15 protein-coding genes are annotated in these 16,697 nt (G+C 40.9%); 6 read left to right on the top strand and 9 right to left on the bottom strand.

The features are described 5' to 3' along the window. Nucleotides 1–94: 94 nt before the first annotated feature. The 5 genes from ACLN19_RS01075 to ACLN19_RS01055 form a co-directional block, all read right to left on the bottom strand. Entirely contained in the window at nt 95–1,609 is a 1,515-nt protein-coding gene (locus ACLN19_RS01075) for a sensor histidine kinase (RefSeq protein ID WP_413382195.1), read from the bottom strand. Next, the gene (locus ACLN19_RS01070) at nt 1,554–2,234 is read right to left on the bottom strand and encodes a response regulator transcription factor (RefSeq protein ID WP_413382192.1); all 681 of its coding nucleotides are present in this window, start codon (nt 2,232–2,234) and stop codon (nt 1,554–1,556) included. Before ACLN19_RS01070 ends, ACLN19_RS01075 begins: the two co-directional genes overlap by 56 nt. Nucleotides 2,235–2,413: 179 nt before the next feature. Beyond that, nucleotides 2,414–3,340, bottom strand: coding sequence for an SLAC1 family transporter (locus ACLN19_RS01065; protein ID WP_413382189.1), 927 nt, complete (start codon nt 3,338–3,340; stop codon nt 2,414–2,416). A gap of 113 nt (nt 3,341–3,453) precedes the next feature. After that, nucleotides 3,454–5,400, bottom strand: coding sequence for a threonine--tRNA ligase (gene thrS / locus ACLN19_RS01060; RefSeq protein WP_413382187.1), 1,947 nt, complete (start codon nt 5,398–5,400; stop codon nt 3,454–3,456). Between the two features lie 10 nt (nt 5,401–5,410). Further along, complete coding sequence (locus ACLN19_RS01055) at nt 5,411–5,734, bottom strand: nucleoside triphosphate pyrophosphohydrolase family protein (RefSeq protein WP_413382184.1); 324 nt, start codon at nt 5,732–5,734, stop codon at nt 5,411–5,413. Between the two features lie 475 nt (nt 5,735–6,209). Between ACLN19_RS01055 and ACLN19_RS01050 the strand changes: the two genes are divergently transcribed. Then, nucleotides 6,210–6,761 carry a DUF1307 domain-containing protein gene (locus tag ACLN19_RS01050; RefSeq protein WP_413382180.1) on the top strand — a complete coding sequence of 184 codons (552 nt, stop codon included), beginning with the start codon at nt 6,210–6,212 and terminating at the stop codon, nt 6,759–6,761. Nucleotides 6,762–6,803: 42 nt separating this feature from the next. Continuing rightward, entirely contained in the window at nt 6,804–7,814 is a 1,011-nt protein-coding gene (locus ACLN19_RS01045; protein WP_413382176.1) for a hypothetical protein, read from the top strand. Nucleotides 7,815–7,848: 34 nt separating this feature from the next. Here the strand turns inward: ACLN19_RS01045 and ACLN19_RS01040 are convergent, their stop codons facing one another. The 3 genes from ACLN19_RS01040 to ccpA all read right to left on the bottom strand — a co-directional run bounded on the left by ACLN19_RS01040 (nt 7,849) and on the right by ccpA (nt 11,304). Further along, nucleotides 7,849–9,171 (bottom strand): glycosyltransferase family 4 protein, encoded by a 1,323-nt coding sequence (locus ACLN19_RS01040; protein ID WP_413382173.1) that lies wholly within the window; start codon nt 9,169–9,171, stop codon nt 7,849–7,851. 1 nt (nt 9,172) lies between these two features. Continuing rightward, complete coding sequence (locus ACLN19_RS01035; RefSeq protein WP_413382170.1) at nt 9,173–10,222, bottom strand: glycosyltransferase family 4 protein; 1,050 nt, start codon at nt 10,220–10,222, stop codon at nt 9,173–9,175. 80 nt (nt 10,223–10,302) lie between these two features. Then, on the bottom strand, nt 10,303–11,304 hold the full coding sequence (ccpA, locus tag ACLN19_RS01030) for a catabolite control protein A (RefSeq protein WP_413382167.1): 1,002 nt from the start codon (nt 11,302–11,304) through the stop codon (nt 10,303–10,305). A 372-nt stretch (nt 11,305–11,676) separates the two neighbouring features. Here ccpA and ACLN19_RS01025 point away from each other — a divergent pair, with 372 nt between their 5' ends. From ACLN19_RS01025 to gloA, 3 genes are read left to right on the top strand one after another with little or no spacing between them, the layout of a single operon-like run. After that, nucleotides 11,677–12,762 carry a M24 family metallopeptidase gene (locus ACLN19_RS01025; RefSeq protein WP_413382163.1) on the top strand — a complete coding sequence of 362 codons (1,086 nt, stop codon included), beginning with the start codon at nt 11,677–11,679 and terminating at the stop codon, nt 12,760–12,762. Nucleotides 12,763–12,789: 27 nt separating this feature from the next. Further along, on the top strand, nt 12,790–13,476 hold the full coding sequence (locus ACLN19_RS01020; RefSeq protein ID WP_413382160.1) for an NAD(P)H-dependent oxidoreductase: 687 nt from the start codon (nt 12,790–12,792) through the stop codon (nt 13,474–13,476). Nucleotides 13,477–13,488: 12 nt separating this feature from the next. Beyond that, nucleotides 13,489–13,872, top strand: coding sequence for a lactoylglutathione lyase (gene gloA / locus ACLN19_RS01015; protein WP_413382157.1), 384 nt, complete (start codon nt 13,489–13,491; stop codon nt 13,870–13,872). Between the two features lie 31 nt (nt 13,873–13,903). Here the strand turns inward: gloA and ACLN19_RS01010 are convergent, their stop codons facing one another. Next, nucleotides 13,904–15,613, bottom strand: a complete 1,710-nt coding sequence (locus ACLN19_RS01010) for a hypothetical protein (RefSeq protein ID WP_413382154.1) — start codon at nt 15,611–15,613, stop codon at nt 13,904–13,906. 129 nt (nt 15,614–15,742) lie between these two features. Here ACLN19_RS01010 and ACLN19_RS01005 point away from each other — a divergent pair, with 129 nt between their 5' ends. After that, nucleotides 15,743–16,669 (top strand): glycosyltransferase family 2 protein, encoded by a 927-nt coding sequence (locus ACLN19_RS01005; protein ID WP_413382151.1) that lies wholly within the window; start codon nt 15,743–15,745, stop codon nt 16,667–16,669. The last annotated feature ends 28 nt before the right edge of the window (nt 16,670–16,697 follow it).

Genomic DNA, 16,697 nt, shown 5'->3' with positions numbered 1-16,697 from the left:
CTCTGTTTTTCCTAATTGATACTCTTATTATAGCTTGAAGGCTACTGCAATTCTCGGTCATATCGTGGAAAAAGTGTGGCAGACTTGTGGCAAATTACCTTTTTTGAGGCAGATAAATGCTAAAGGTCGTCTGCTCTTTTGAAGATGTCACCTCTATCTGTCCTTGGTGACGCTCAATGATGTCCTTGGTTATGGATAACCCGATACCAAAATGGCCATCTTTACCCTTATAAAAACGCTCAAACAAATGCTCTAAGTCATCCTCAGCAATAGCAGGGCCGTCATTACTGATACCAATTAAAACAGCCTGCTGCTTTTGACAAGTGGTGATGCTAATATATGTTTTAGCATAGCGCACCGCATTAGAGAGGATATTTAACATTGCTCTCTCAAACAGACTCTCATCCACCAGTATCTCAACGCCCTCATCCTGAAAATCATGCCTAAAAGAAATACCTTTAGCATCCGCTTTTTGCTTGAGACGCCAGCTGACATCATAAAGCAAGTCATCCAGAACAAGGGACTCTAAATGAAGTTTTGTCTGCGTTGTTTCCATCTTAGAGAGGGTCAAGATGTCATCCACCAACTCGCCCATTTTTTGGCTTTCTTGATAAATGACATCAGCTGCTGCTTGGCTATCTTTGATAACGCCCTCACGCAAGCCCTCAGCATAACCTTGGATAGACATGAGGGGTGTTCTCAACTCATGAGAGGCATTTTGAAAGAAGATCTGCTGACTACGCCGATTCGCATCAATCATCTGACTCATACGATCTACCGTAGCCAAGACCTCATTGAACTCGTGATAAGGAAGCATTTTGACCTCTCTCATCTCACCATTGCCGACACGTGTTATATCAGCACTCAGGCTACTAAAGGCATTATCAAGCTTCTTAGATGTCACATAAACCAAAAGGCTAGCCAAAAGTCCTGTCACCCCCATCAAAACCAAAAGGACAATACTCACCCAGACACTCATGTAGCGAGCAGGCGTAATATCGACAAAAACAAATACATAATAGGGCTTAGCCAACTCACCTTGACTAGCCGAAATATAATAATCACTAAGCTTTCCGACATAAGTCGCCATCTCAAGCACATAGGTCTTATCATCGAGCGTTACCGTCCTTGCGACTTTTTGAGGGGCAACAAACTCCCTTTCATCTCTATCGTCAACGTCATCAAAATCCTCTTCAAAAGGAAACGCCTTATCATGCTGATAAAGATAGCCTGCAATCTCTTCAGAGACAGCATCATCTTCAACATCATCCATAGACGTCGAAATGTACTGCGTCTTAAAGTCACTATCGACAATCATATAGGTTGTCGCAAAAATAGTCATACGTGATTGGCTAGGGACACTTTTTCCTAAAAAGAGCGCATCTAACATTTGATATTGATTATCAATAGCACTATCTGCTTGTTCATTGATAAAATAAGACAGTGCTATATTAAAGACCACGACTATGGCTATAAACGCTAGTAAGATAATGGCTAAGGGTTGGACAAAAAGCGTTGTCCGAAGTGTCAGATGGTGTTTTTTATCCTTTTTCCTAAGCCTTGTAATGAAGTTTGAAACCATAGCCCCAAACTGTCTCAATAAGGACATGACTCTCTACTCCTCTCAATTTTTTACGCAAACGCTTAATCGTATCATCCGTCACTCTAGTCTCCACATCGCTCTCATAGCCCCAGACGGTGTTGAGTAATTCATCTCGTGACACAGCTTCTTCTGGCTTTATTAGTAAGCACTTTAAGAGCTCAAATTCTGTATTGGTCAGCTTGATAGCTCTATTATCATACGAGGCAGAGCGGTCTTTACTAGAGAGCACTAAACCATGATAAGATAGGTCTTGTGCGCTGTCTTTAGGCGTAGATGAGCGTGAGAGGATAGCCTTTATCCTAAGCGTAAGCTTGAGTGGCGAAAACGGCTTGTTAAAATAATCATCAGCACCCGAAGAGAACCCTTCGACAAAGTCACTATCACTGTCTCTAGCAGTCAATAAAATAATAGGCACATCAGAACGCTTACGAATATGTCTAGCTGTTTCAAAGCCACTGCTACCTGGCATCATAACGTCTAATATCACCACATCACAGGGACGCTCTAAAAAAGCCAACAAGAGCTGGTCACCTGTCTCAAAAATACTCACCTCAATCCCTTCATCCCTCAAAAAAGAGGCTAGCAACTCCCTAATATTTTTCTCATCATCTGCAATATACACTAAAGCCATAAAGCCCTCCTCTACTAGATAACATCTTCTAATAGTATAGCGAAAAGACGTCAAAATGTCGCTACCTATAAACGTCAAAACTGTGGCAAAAGTAAGGCAAAACCACAACTATCAAAAAAACCTAGAAAAACTTTCTAGGTCCTTGTTTAAAACGAATGACTTTCTCAAGTCTTATCTAACTATTTTTGACTTGCCAACTCTCCTAGCACGACATACCAGATATAAAGAACGGCAAGGCTTGTGACTAGCATCTCTACGGCATTTAGCCATGACACAAAAGGATACTGCCCAATCTTCGTACGCTCAAGAGCTAAACTAAGAGCTGTGTTAGTACTGACTAAAGGAAAGGAAAACACTGTATAATAAAGCGATCGCAGGCGTCTTGACAAGTGAATCAAAAGACCTAGCACATAAGCGTAGATAAGTTGGGAGAGGATTAAGAAGGGATAGAGCATATATGGATTTGGCGCTTCTGGAAGGGATAAATAACCTGTCAGTAAAATAGCCGTCGGCGCAGCAATCGCAGCAAGCAAGGGTTTTTTAGCTTCTTCTATACCATGCTTTCTTAATCGCCAAAAGACAAGACCTATCATGATAGGATACAAGCTACTCGCCAAAAGTAATACCCAGCGTCCAAGAAGATAATCTTCCCATTGACTACCTGAGATGGCAATCATAGACACACCAATATAGACGATAAACCAAGTCGGATAGACCGCTTGTAAATCCCACCGTTCAAAGACAAAGCGCTTGGTAAAAAAGGGTAAGTAAAGTAAGAATGCTAAGGCAACCAAATACCATAAGCCAAGCCCCAATGCCTTTGGCAAAGGCAAGTCTGCTATAAACAGCAACAAGCCCATGAAAAAAGGGGCAAAAGAGGAGGCTTGCACAGGATTTTCCAGCTGCTTCAAAGTCGCCTGTGGCGTTAGGAGCAATTTGACGATGAAAAAGAACAAGGCCAATCCACCTATGACCAATAAGCCAAGGTGTAAGACAGGCGAAACCCTATCTAGTAGGCGTCCTAAAGCCAGTGTTGCCAGCACCAAACCAGAAAAGCCAAGTGGCAGTCTTTCCAAATACACTTTTTGCCCTCTGACATCTCTCATCCCAATCTCTCCTCACATCACCTTGTTAGCTCTATTATAGCATAAATCACCTCAACCTCTAACATACTACCTACTCTCTAAAACACTAAAAAGAGGTGCCAAGCACCTCTTTTTTAATCTTCTTGTGGACGTGATTTTCTTGCAATATCAGCTAGGATAGTCTCAACAAAGTCAGCTACTGACTCTGTGTGAGTCTCCTTGCTACCATAACGACGGACATTAACAGTACCGTCTGCCATTTCCTTATCACCTACGATGAGCTGGTAAGGTACTTTTTGAGTCTGACTTTGACGAATCTTGTACTGCATTTTTTCGTTACGCTCATCCACTTGAACACGAATGCCCTTATCACGAAGAGTATTGGCTACTTGCCAAGCATAGTCTGTGTGTACTTCGTTTGAAATAGGGATGATAGTCACCTGTTGTGGTGCCAGCCATGTTGGGAAGGCACCTTTATAAGTCTCAATAAGAATGGCTGTAAAGCGCTCCATAGTCGAGATGACCCCACGGTGAATCATCACAGGACGGTGCTCTTCACCATCTGCTCCTGTGTATTTAAGGTCAAAACGCTCAGGCAAGAGAAAGTCTAGCTGAATAGTTGAGAGAGTCTCCTCATTACCAAGGGCTGTCTTGACTTGAATATCTAGCTTAGGCCCGTAAAAGGCAGCCTCACCCTCAGCTTCAAAATACTCAAGCTCCATCTCATCCATAGCCCCTTTGAGCATACTTTGAGCATGTTCCCACATCTCATCATTATCATAATATTTGTGAGTGTCTTTAGGATCACGATAAGATAAGCGGAAACGATAATCTGTCAGGTTGAAGTCTTCATAGACATCAATAATCAACTTGAGAGCACGCTTAAATTCTTCTTGAATCTGCTCTGGTGTGACAAAGATATGACCATCATTTAAGGTCATCTCACGTACACGTTGAAGTCCTGAAAGAGCTCCTGATTTTTCATAGCGGTGCATCATACCAAGCTCTGCAATACGCACTGGCAATTCACGATAAGAGCGAACGTGATTTTTATAGACTTGGATATGATGAGGACAGTTCATCGGACGAAGGACAAATTCCTCTCCGTCTCCCATATCCATAGTTGGAAACATATCTTCTTGATAATGCTCCCAGTGTCCCGACGTCTTATAAAGTTCAACAGAAGCAAGCGGTGGTGTATAGACATGCTCATAGCCTGATGCAAGCTCTTTATCAGTGATATAGCGCTCAAGTGTGCGACGAATGGTTGCACCATTTGGCAACCAAAACGGCAAGCCTTGTCCGACTTCTTGGCTAATCATAAACAAGTCAAGCTCTTTACCTAATTTACGATGATCACGCTCTTTAGCTTCTTCTCGCATTTTGAGATAGTGTTTAAGATCTTTTTTATCAAACCAAGCTGTCCCATAGACACGCTGCATCATCGCGTTGTCGCTATCGCCTCTCCAGTAAGCACCAGCGACATTAAGCAAGTGAAAGACTTGGATACGACCTGTTGATGGCACGTGTGGACCACGGCAAAGATCGACATACTCACCCTGACGGTAAATCGTCAAGCCTCCCTCATCTTCTGAATGCTCTTCGATAAGTTCTAACTTGTAAGGATCGTTTTTAAAAATCTCACGCGCTTCTTCTTTAGTGACTTCCTCACGGATGCTTGGGAAATTTTCTTTGACAATGACTTTCATCTCCTCTTCAATACGAGGAAGATCTTCATTTGAGATTTGCCCTGCTGCATTATCAGTATCATAGTAAAAACCATCTTGAATGGCAGGTCCCACACCTAAATGGATATCTGGGAAAAGTCTGCGCGCAGCTTGTGCAAAAAGGTGAGCAGCAGAGTGACGTAAAATAGCAAGAGCATCCTCATGCTCAGGCGTCACAATCTCAAGGCTACCATCTGTCTCAATGGGACGTGTCGTATCAATCAACTGACCATTTAACTTTCCTGCAAGAGCTTTTTTAGCTAGTGACTTGCTGATAGTCTCAGCAATCTCAACAGTTGTCACACCAGACTCAAAAGCACGAGTAGCACCGTCTGGAAAAGTAATGTTAATCATATGTATCTCCTTAATCTTCTTTTGGCACGCTTAGATGAGCTTCTCTATCAGCTAAAAAGGCTTCCATTTCCCCTTCTAAATCAATGGAGAGGCGCTCTGACAACTCGACTAACCACCAGATATTCTCAACCAGCTTTTGCTCCAAAGAATAGGGTGTCTCATCATAATAACGTCCTAGCTTTGTCATAGCTAGGCGATTAAGATTGCCGATGTCATTAGATAAGGCTAGTAAGTCCTCTTCGATAGTCCAAGCTTTTTGATGGTGCTTTAGCTCTAGCTCTCTATAAGCTTCTCTGATGGCTAAGCTACGCTTTTTTAACTCTTTTAAGTCCATGTCTCACCTCTGTTTTTGAAAACAATAAAAAAACGACACTCCTAAAAGGACGTCGCAACGTGGTTCCACCTTCATTTATCCTGCCATTAACAATCGCAAGACCTCTACTAGCTATAAGGTTGCTATCCTCTTATGTTTTCACAAGATCTAGGAAGGAGTATCAAGTAAAACTACCTTGCGCTCTTTTCACCAACCAGCGCTCGCTCATAAAGATAGACCATCACCTAACGTGTCTTCACCCAACATTATACCATAGATAGCTTCATTTTTCCAAGCATTTATTATTATTTTTTAAGGCAAGATCTTTCCTTAAAATGTCATCGTTTTTCATTGACATTATCTCCTAAAAAGTCTAGACTATAAATGTATGTTATCGCTTACTGAAAGCTTGAGCAGTAAGCATTTTGTTGACTTGATGGAGCTTTATTTATTAGCTCAATTGACTATCTTATGGTACACTAGAGAGGAGAGTGTTATGGCTAAATCCCGTAAACACACCAAAAAACTGATTACAACACTTGTCGCCCTGACAGCTGCAGCTGTCATTATTAGCCCACGCGTTATGGCTAATGCGACGCAAAAAAAACAATTCCAACTCTTTAATGAAGAAGATGGAACGGATATTCGCGTGACTTTTTACACCAAAAAAGACAGTGATAAAGTCATCAAGCAAACCACTGAAAACCGTATTGGCTATGCTGCCCTTAAAGAAAGCACTGGGACAGATGATTTAGAGGTTATCAAGGAACAACTTAGCCAAGTCCAAAAATCTTATCAGGACATCAAAGGAGTGACTGAAACCCTTACTTATAGGGATCATTATGTCCTTGAAAAAGTCGTCATCGACTATACTAAAGCTGATCCTAACAAAGTGGTTTCGCTTGCTGGTGCACAAAGTCAAGCCTCAAATCCTAACGCTAAAGTGGCCTATATCAGCTATAAGTCGAGCTCTAATGCTCTCAAAGAGCAAGGCTTTACAGAGGTGAAAAACGGAAAATTCCAGACACTCAAAAATGTTACGAAATAGTCAAGCCTAGCTACCTCTAGCGCTTGATGAGGAAAAGGACACATGAAAAAACTAAAATTACTAATCCTTTTGCCCTTGCTTCTTGTATTAGTTGCCTGTGGTAAAAGCGCTAAAGAGACCTTCATCTCTCGCTTGGATGAAAACAGCTCTCAGACTAATCAATCCTACACGCTGACAACGACTATCACTAAGATAACAGGTGATAACAGTGACCTACAAAACTGGGTCAATAAATCCTTTACAGCTAAAAGCAATGTCTCGTCTAAAGGCAAAAAAGCTGATTTTGCCCTAAATCTCTCAGAGCTAGATAGCACTCTTCCAGACTACAAAATGACCATCATCGGTAATGACACTTACGTCAACCTAGATGCCCTTGTCCATCTGCAAAATGCTATCGAAGCTAACCCTATCACTTTTGAGACTCAAGATTTTTCAGGCAAATATGTCAATGTCTCTGATATCTCAGACCACGATTATAATTGGAGTGAGGATTTTTCATCCGATCATTCTTGGCTAGACTCTCTCGATGACAATGATTTTAGCCTATCTGGTGACGATAGTATCCTTACCCTGACCACAACAACAGTGGCTAAGTTGCTAAATCAACTGCAAGAAGAGTTGGATTTAGAGGAAGGTCAAAAACTAGGTGATTACCTCTCTTCTCATCTCTCTGACAAATCTAGTCTGCGCATCACCGAAACAAAAGATGGTAAGCTCTCTGCGACAGCTTCTCTAGTCTTTAAAGATAGCTCGACTCTTGGTATCTCTACACTAGAAGCTAAGCTTACTCTGAATCAATCAGACTATGTCGAGCCACAAGCACCTGAAGCGAGCTCAGTCTTATCAGAGACCCAACTCAATAGTTCGCTTGAGCAAAACTACAAGATGAGTGATGAGGAATTTGAAAACCTCTACAATTCTATCCAAGAAACAGCCTCAGACTTTACAAAAGAGCAGCTCGACAGTCTCTTTGCAGAAGAAAAGACACATATGACAGATAAGCAATTACAACGCTTTAATGATATGATTGCACAAGCCACTTCAAATCAATAACAGACTAAAAAGACTTGGGTTACCAAGTCTTTTTTTAATCTAGAAAATCTTTTAGAGAACTGATCAAGCGCTTAGGCGCACGAACTACTTTTTTAGAAGTTGTGCCTGTCAACTTAATGACTTGCTTAGGCAACCTAACAGCTGTGCGTGTAAAGCCAGTTCCTTCTTTTTTAACCGTCAACGATAATTTTTTGTGCTTGCGATTTTCCTGAGAAATCAACACATCCAAATAAAAACTATAGACAGAGCGCGCAAAATGCTGGGCAGAAATAGCATAGAGCTTCTTTTGATACCTAGCATCTGTAATGGCTGGTGTATCAGCGATCGCGTCTAACACAGCATCAGCAAGATCTTCTTCATGCTCATAGAGTGTCCCAAACATTTTATGATCAATGACATCATCTAAATAAGGATTAGATTGCGCAATGATAGGTCTGCGACTCGCTAGACTCTCAATGTAAGTCAGCCCCTGTGTTTCGCTAGTGGACGCTGAGATAAAGAAATCACACGCTTTATAATAATAGGCTACTTTATCATGGGCAATCATTCCTGTAAAGACAATATGCTCATCTAAGTCAAGAGAATGCGATAAGTCCTTCAAGGTCTCAAGATAAGGACCATCACCTACGATGACAAGCTTAACCTTGTCATTTTTAGAGAGAATGCTAGGCAGACTCTTGACAATAGCCTGAATATTTTTTTCAGACGAGACACGAGATAGACTCATCAGCATAGTCTCATCTTCTGCAATCCCCAGCTCACTACGAAGACGATGTCTATCAGCTTGGCTAATGTCCTCACGAATATAGTTTTCCACAGCAATTCCTGTGGGAATGATACGCTTAGGGATACGGACATGATAGCCCTCTAAGAGATTTAAGACAATACGTGATGGACAAATCACACCATCTAAATCACTCATAAAGCCTCTAATGATGTATTTGACCATCCCTGGCTTTATCAAGCGACCTTTAGCAATATAGCCGACATAATCTTCGTATTGCGTATGATAAGTATGCACAACAGGGATATGAAGAGCACTTGCAATCCATTTGCCCAAAAGCCCCATACTAAATTCCGTCTGTGTATGGATGATATCTAGCTGATAGTCTTTGGCAATCTTATAAGAAGACATCAAGCCACGATAAACGACACGCCTATCGGTAAACGACACAAACGGAATACTTGGCAGACGAATAATAGTGGGGTCCTCATAACGCTTAACCTCAGGGTCAGTGCTAGTAAAAATATAGACATCATGTCCTTGTTTTTCCAACTCTTCCTTTAGCGTCCGAATACTTGTTGCAACACCTGAGACTTGGGGAAAATAAGTATCTGTAAATAAACCAATACGCATGCTAACTCTCCTGTGTGTGTAATTTAGCTTGTTGCTGATAAAAGTCTAACCAAATCTCAAGCAAACGCTCCTCAGAGTAAGTCTTTGAAATCAAAGCTGACTGTTCTTTTAAGTGCTCTAATTGCTGAGTGTTTTGCTTTAATTCTAGGAGACCTGCACCCATGGCTGCCTTATCCTTAGCTGGGAAATACATACCCTCTAAAATAATACGATAAAGCTCCAAATCACGGAGCATAACAGGAGCACCGCAAGCGGCTGCCTCTAAGATGGTCATAGGAAACAGTTCATTGAAACTTGGCAATAAAAAGACATCACACGCCCCATAGAGCTGTCTCATCTCATCGGCATCAACAATACCTGTGAAAGTCAGATTGTTAGGAGGGTGTTTCATCAGTTTTTTATATTTGTCATAACCATCTGTCATGCCACCAAATGAAAAACCACCAGCCCAGACAAATTCAATATCAGGATGTTCCTTAGCTAAAGCGACAAAATCATCTATGCCTTTTCGTTTTTGAATTTGCCCTGCACCAAGTACCACAAAGTCCTTATCTTGCCAGCCGTACTTATGACGGAGTTGACCTATCTCTTCTTGAGAAGGCCTAAACCATTTTTCTTTATTGACAAAATTTGGAATGTAGGAAATCTTATCGCGCCTGATACCAAATGCCACCAAATCATCAATAAAACTAGGATTCACCACTACGAGATGGTCCATACGGTTATAAAAACTAGTCACATATTTAGCCACTAAAGGGCTCAAAAAAGCAGGAATTTTTAAACTACCTTTTAGCGTATCTGGCAAAAAATGCACATAACCAATACGACGTCCCACGCGCGCTTTGGCAAAAGTCGATAGGTAAAAAGGAAAATCAATCGTATGATAATGCGTAATATCTGCAACGACACGCTGATTTTCTGTCAATAACAACTGGTCACTAGCGTCACGCTTTAATAAACGCATCAGCTCCCGATAAGCACCTGACACACCCTGTCCTGGTACTTTTTCGCTAGAGCTCAGCATATTGACTCTAAGTTTTGTATTTGTCATAATACTTATCATTATAGCGTATTTTTTCTTTTTTTTCAGCAAGAAAAAGACCAAAAGTAACTAACTTCTGGTCTTTTTTCTTAACGAGTTGAGCCACGCTTAACCAAACCGTGATTAAGGAAAATCTCTTTTTCCTCTAAATCTTCCTTGTGCATGATTTTGGTCAGCATGCGCATACTCACAGCCCCTAAATCATAGACAGGCTGACTAATTGAGCTGAGGTTGGGTCGTGCAAACTGCGTGACTGGTGAGTCATTGCTGGTGATGATTTCAAAGTCTTCTGGCACTGACTTCCCAGCTGCAAACAAACCATTTTGAAGTCCTGCTGCTAGCTCATCATCAGCCACATAAGCGGCTGTCGCTCCAGAATTTAGGACACGCTGAGCTAGGTTGTAGCCGTCTTGATAATGGTATTTTGCCTCAAAAACCAAACCTTCTTTAAAAGTAAGTTTGTTACGTTTAAGACCTTCCTTGTAACCATCAAGACGTACCTTACCATTGATATCATCAATCATTGGTCCAGATACAAAAGCGATCTGATCATTTGTCTTAGCGAGTAAGTCAATCACATCGCCGACTGCTTTTTTATAGTCAATGTTGACACTTGGAAGCTCCCCTGTCAAATCAACCGTACCTGCTAAGACAATAGGAGTACGTGAGCGTGAAAATTCCACACGTAACTTCTCTGTCAAATGGTAACCCATAAAGATAATGCCATCTACCTGTTTGGCTAGTAGGGAATTAACCACATTGATTTCTTTTTCGTCATCCTCATCGCTTGAGGCTAGGACGATATTGTACTTGTACATGGCAGCAATATCATCAATACCACGGGCTAAATTGGAAAAATAAGCATTAGCAATATTAGGAATAACAACGCCAACTGTGGTTGTTTTTTTGCTTGCTAAGCCGCGTGCAACAGCATTCGGACGGTAATCTAAACGCTCAATGACTTCTAAAACCTTCTGCCTTGTATTTTCCTTGACATTTTTGTTGCCATTAACAACACGGCTAACAGTCGCCATAGACACGCCAGCTTCTCTTGCGACGTCATAAATCGTAATCGTATCATCAGTATTCATAAGCAATTCTTATCCTTTCTTCTCATGTATGTGAAAATCTATTTATTATTTACAATAGACTTAGCTATTCTCCATTTGAAAACTCCGCTTTCACTAAAATTCTAACATGAATTATAAACGCTTTCAAGTGTTTGGCTTAATTTTTTTGGAAAATTTGTCACTTTTCTTGATGAAGCTGTCAAATCGCTTGTAGCAAGGGATTGACACTTTCTACCTAAAAGACACTCAGCTACCTTTTATATCTTTTTTAGACAAATATCTAAAAGCTGTCAATATGACTTGGCAAAATCATTTTTTTTAACGTTTCTCCCCTCTAAAGACTTGATTTTTCCTATTTTTTTTGAAAAAATAGTAGACAGAAAGAAGGTATTTATGTCTAAAATCGCTCAATTAAGATCTTATCTAGCCTCAAAAGAAGCTAGTCTTGCTGTCCTCTCTGATCCTGTGACAATCAATTACCTCACTGGCTTTTCGTGTGATCCGCATGAGCGCCAACTCTTCTTGTTTGTCTATCTTGATTATGAGCCAGTCATTTTCGTCCCTAGTCTGGAGCTTGAAAAAGCCAGTCGTCAGCTACCTTTTTCTGTCATTGGTTATTTTGATGCTCAAAATCCTTGGGAGGTCCTAACCAAACAACTCCCTTTTCTAGGTGCTAAGCGTATTTTCGCTGAATTTGATCATCTTAACGTCAGCAAATTCAAAGGTTTAGAATCTGTATTTGCGGGTCGCTTTGAGAATCTAACACCCTTTATTCAGCAGATGCGCTTGATCAAGTCAGCAGATGAGATTAAAACCATGACTATCGCTGGTGATTATGCCGACAAAGCTGTCAATATCGGCTTTGAGGCGATTTCACTCGCTAAGACAGAGACTGATATTTTAGCTGAAATCGAGTTTGGTATGAAAGCGCAAGGCATTCAAAAAATGAGCTTTGATACTATGGTCCTTACAGGCAACAACGCTGCTGACCCTCATGGTGAACCCTCTAAAAATAGGATTGAAAACAATGCACTCTTGCTCTTTGACTTAGGTGTCATGTATAAAGGCTACGCTTCAGATATGACACGTACCGTTGCCGTAGGTCAGCCTGACCAATTTAAAAAAGACATCTATGAGCTTTGCCTAGAGGCTCAGCTCACTGCCCAAGACTTTGTCAAACCTGGTGTTCGAGCTTGTGAGATTGATAAGGCAGCTAGAGATGTCATCCAAAAAGCGGGCTACGCAGAGTACTTCAATCATCGCCTTGGTCACGGTATTGGTATGGATGTCCATGAATATCCCTCTATCATGGAAGGTAACGACCTCATCATCGAAGAAGGTATGTGCTTCTCCATTGAGCCTGGCATCTATATTCCTGGTAAGGTTGGCGTGCGTATCGAAGATTGTGGCTATGTCGATAAAGACGGCTTCAAACCATTTACACAGACACCAAAGGAATTACGTTATTTTGAAGGCTAACAAGCTTCTAATAACCAAGGAGATACTATGACTAAATCATTATCCAAAGACCTCCTCAAAGAGATTTATCAAGACCGCGTCTCCATTCGCCGCTATAATGACAAAGCTATTCCTAAAAGCGATATGGACTTTATTTTAGACGCTGCTTGGCAAAGCCCTTCTTCCATAGGACTTGAACCTTGGCGCTTTATTGTACTTGATCGCCCTAGTATCAAAAAGCTTGCCAAAGAGCTAAAAGACGTTTCTTGGGGAGCTGTCCCTCAACTAGAGAGCGCCAGTCACTTTGTCCTCTTACTTGCTCAAAAAGAGGTAGCTTATGATAGCGAAAACGTCAAAGATAGCCTTGAGCGCCGTGGCTTAGATGAGAGTCAAATAGCAGAGCGCCTCAAGCGCTACAAGACCTTTCAGACTACCGATATGGGTATCTCGGCTGATAAAAGATACCTCTGGGATTGGGCCAGTAAACAAACCTATATCGCTCTTGCCAATATGATAAGCACTGCACGACTAATCGGGATTGATTCCTGTCCTATTGAAGGTTTCAACTATGCAAAAGTCAACACGATTTTAGCCAACCATCAGCTTATCAACCCTGACAAAGAAGCCATCTCATGTATGGTATCTTTTGGCTACCGCAAACATAACCCCAAACACCCACGCCATAAAAAAGAGAGAAACACCGTTATTAGCTGGGTGAATAGCAATCAACTCTAAAAAGGAGATATTATGCCATTTTTACATACTTGTATCCGTGTGAAAGACTTAGAAGCATCACTTGATTTTTACCAAAAAGCACTAGGTTTTAAGGAAGTACGTCGCAATGACTTTCCTGAGCACCAATTTACCTTGGTTTACTTAGCACTAGAAGACGACCCCAATTATGAATTAGAACTAACCTATAACTATAACCATGAAGCTTATGATTTAGGCAATGGCTATGGGCATATCGCTGTTGGGGTAGAAGATTTAGAAGACAGTCACCGCAAGCATCAAGCAGCAGGCTACCCTATCACTGACTTATCAGGACTTCCTGGCCGTCCTAAGATGTACTACTTTATTACAGACCCAGATGGCTATAAGATTGAGGTCATCAGTCTAAAACGTTTTTAAAAAAATCCTTCACTTTTGTGAAGGATTTTTCTTACGCTTTTTTTAATTTCTGATAGAGGCAATAAAACAAACATAGTAACCACATAAAGCCATTAGCGACTAACAAATATGGCAACCAGCTCACACGATAGGTCACTTCCAACGTGTTTTCGCCAGCTTTCTGCATCACACTGACTGTCCCTATACCCGTCTGGCTATAATCACTAGACGTCAGCTCCTTGCCATTTAAAACCAACCTTGTGTCTCTATATTTGACAATAGGTAAATCCACCTTGCCTGCTTTATCTGCTGTCCATGTCACACGTAAACTGTCTCCTACTTGCTCTTCTTGAAAAGCTGTACGATTGGCTAGGACATGTTTTTCATAGAGATTATATTTGTTTTCTGTATTGCCCTTTTGCATAGGGAGATAATCAGGTGTAGATTTGACGACTACATTCAATAAATCAGATAAATCTTGACTATGAAAACTCTCACGCACCTGAGCATTAGTGCCTAAGACAAACTGGTGTTTTCCATTTTTAACAGGACGACTAATATTGATTTTCGCCATAGATTGCTTATAGGTTTGACCATAAGCAAAACTAGTAGCTAAGAGCAACAAACATAATAAAAAGCGTGCGTGCTTACGCTCAAAATAACGCTCAATGATTAAAGCCATCAATAATAACAGTAAAATCGTCGTTGGAATGAACAATCGAAATGGAAACTGAATCAAATTGACCAAACCTAGCTGAAGCTTATTGACCTCATACCAAGGAAAGATGCTACTTGAGAGCACTAAGAACATAAAAAAGGTAGCCGTAGTCACTCTTAAAAGCCCATCATAATGTCGCCAATGCCTAAAGCTAAAAGATAAGGCATACAACAGTATAAACAGTAATGGTAGTGGGGTAATCAGCCACTCAATACTACGCTGATTAACTGTCATAATATAGAGTTTAGCGTTGATGAAGGGCTGAACTAAGGTATTGTGACCAGCCACTTGTATCATAGCAGCCCAGATATTGGCGCTAAGCAGCAGACATAAGACGACTGCCAAAAGCCCTTTTAGAATAACCTGCACTTTTTCTTGACTTTTGATAAACCCATAAAGATAAAACGGTAAGTACATGAGAATCAGCATAAAAGCGCTAAGCATATGGACTTGTGTCATTAGGGCTACTGCTATAGCTAAACGTAGTACCTTGACTTGACCTGTCTTTAAAAAATCAATGGCTGGAATCAAGCACCAAGGCATAAGAGCTGCTCCCCAACTACTAAATCCTTGACGGTAGCTCCAATATTGAATAGAGAAGGTCGTCATAAACAAAAGAGCTACTAATAAAGACGTACGTCGCCTGATCGCCACCCGTCTCAAGAGTGCATACATCGAAAAACCAGCTAAACTCGCCACTAAAAAACGTGATACGAGCTGATAACCATACCAAGTCTTACTTAACAGCAAAATAAAGCCTTGCACATAAGCAAAGTAAGGTCCATATAGCGCATTGACAATACGAGCTGAGCCACTAAAGCCATAAAGTGATATAAAATAGCTAAAATTTCCCGTTTTTAGCTGCTCAGCGGTTTCATAAAAACGATTGTAATGAAAGAGAAAATCACTTCCTGCAATCACAGAGCCTGTTTTTAGCTGCGGCAATAGCAAAGCTAGCGAAAACAAGCAAATAGCCAGACCTATAAGCCCAGCTTTTTGCCAGTTTGCCAACTGCTGATAGCGCTTAGACATGTTATCAAACATAATCATCTCCAGTAGTGTTATTATATCCTATTTATTATAACACATTTGAGAATGATTGCTGACATTTATTCTTTTGAGTCTTCCTTTTTTATGGTAAAATGGAGTAAAATGCCTTGAAAGGAAAAAGTGATGACCTTACTATCTATTGTTGTCCCTTGTTATAACGAAGAAGAAACGATACATCCCTTCTTAGATGCAACTAAAGCTGTTGAAGCGCAATTGGCTGACCAATTATCATTTGAGTATATCTTTGTCAATGATGGCTCTAAAGACAAAACCCTAGAGGTACTTCGCCAAGTAGCTGATACTTACGAAAACGTCCACTATCTCTCTTTTTCACGTAATTTCGGAAAAGAAGCTGGGCTATTAGCAGGCCTAGAGGCCGCTACTGGTGATTTGGTGACCGTGATGGACGCTGATCTGCAAGATCCTCCTGAGCTTTTGCCTGAGATGTATGCTAAAATCTTAGAAGGATATGATGTCGTTGGGACGCGTCGCTCCGATCGTAAAGGTGAGCCACCTATTCGCTCCTTTTTCTCCAAACTCTTTTACAAGCTCATCAATCGTGTCTCAGATACCGAGATGGTCGATGGTGCGCGTGATTTTCGACTGATGACACGTCAAGTCACAGATAGTATTCTCTCTTTAGAAGAAGTCAATCGTTTTTCAAAAGGTATCTTTTCTTGGGTTGGCTTTAACGTCTGCTACATTGAATTTGAGAATCGTGAGCGTGTAGCTGGTGAGACTAGCTGGAGCTTCTTTAGCCTTTTGAAATATTCCATGGATGGTTTTGTCAATTTCTCTGAAATGCCTCTAAGTATCGCAACATGGATTGGAACGCTTAGCTTTGTGGTCTCTTTTATTGCTATTTTATTTATCGTGATACGAAAACTTCTTTTCAATGATCCTGTCTCAGGTTGGGCAAGTACTGTCTCTATCATCCTCTTTATCGGTGGTATCCAACTCTTGTGTCTTGGTATCATCGGAAAATATCTCGCTAAGGTCTTTACCGAAACGAAAAAACGCCCTAGCTATATTATCAAAGAAAAACGCTAAAAAGCTTGAGATAATCTCAAGCTTTTTC

Source organism: Streptococcus lishijunsis, from assembly GCF_047290665.1.
Lineage (GTDB): Bacteria > Bacillota > Bacilli > Lactobacillales > Streptococcaceae > Streptococcus.
This window is presented reverse-complemented; position numbering and strand designations above follow the sequence as displayed.

Bases quoted from the DNA above. Each gene is read 5' to 3' on its own strand.
- ACLN19_RS01075 (WP_413382195.1), bottom strand. From the start codon at position 1,609: ATGTCCTTATTGAGACAGTTTGGGGCTATGGTTTCAAACTTCATTACA.
- ACLN19_RS01070 (WP_413382192.1), bottom strand. From the start codon at position 2,234: ATGGCTTTAGTGTATATTGCAGATGATGAGAAAAATATTAGGGAGTTG.
- ACLN19_RS01065 (WP_413382189.1), bottom strand. From the start codon at position 3,340: ATGAGAGATGTCAGAGGGCAAAAAGTGTATTTGGAAAGACTGCCACTT.
- thrS (WP_413382187.1), bottom strand. From the start codon at position 5,400: ATGATTAACATTACTTTTCCAGACGGTGCTACTCGTGCTTTTGAGTCT.
- ACLN19_RS01055 (WP_413382184.1), bottom strand. From the start codon at position 5,734: ATGGACTTAAAAGAGTTAAAAAAGCGTAGCTTAGCCATCAGAGAAGCT.
- ACLN19_RS01050 (WP_413382180.1), top strand. From the start codon at position 6,210: ATGGCTAAATCCCGTAAACACACCAAAAAACTGATTACAACACTTGTC.
- ACLN19_RS01045 (WP_413382176.1), top strand. From the start codon at position 6,804: ATGAAAAAACTAAAATTACTAATCCTTTTGCCCTTGCTTCTTGTATTA.
- ACLN19_RS01040 (WP_413382173.1), bottom strand. From the start codon at position 9,171: ATGCGTATTGGTTTATTTACAGATACTTATTTTCCCCAAGTCTCAGGT.
- ACLN19_RS01035 (WP_413382170.1), bottom strand. From the start codon at position 10,222: ATGACAAATACAAAACTTAGAGTCAATATGCTGAGCTCTAGCGAAAAA.
- ccpA (WP_413382167.1), bottom strand. From the start codon at position 11,304: ATGAATACTGATGATACGATTACGATTTATGACGTCGCAAGAGAAGCT.
- ACLN19_RS01025 (WP_413382163.1), top strand. From the start codon at position 11,677: ATGTCTAAAATCGCTCAATTAAGATCTTATCTAGCCTCAAAAGAAGCT.
- ACLN19_RS01020 (WP_413382160.1), top strand. From the start codon at position 12,790: ATGACTAAATCATTATCCAAAGACCTCCTCAAAGAGATTTATCAAGAC.
- gloA (WP_413382157.1), top strand. From the start codon at position 13,489: ATGCCATTTTTACATACTTGTATCCGTGTGAAAGACTTAGAAGCATCA.
- ACLN19_RS01010 (WP_413382154.1), bottom strand. From the start codon at position 15,613: ATGTTTGATAACATGTCTAAGCGCTATCAGCAGTTGGCAAACTGGCAA.
- ACLN19_RS01005 (WP_413382151.1), top strand. From the start codon at position 15,743: ATGACCTTACTATCTATTGTTGTCCCTTGTTATAACGAAGAAGAAACG.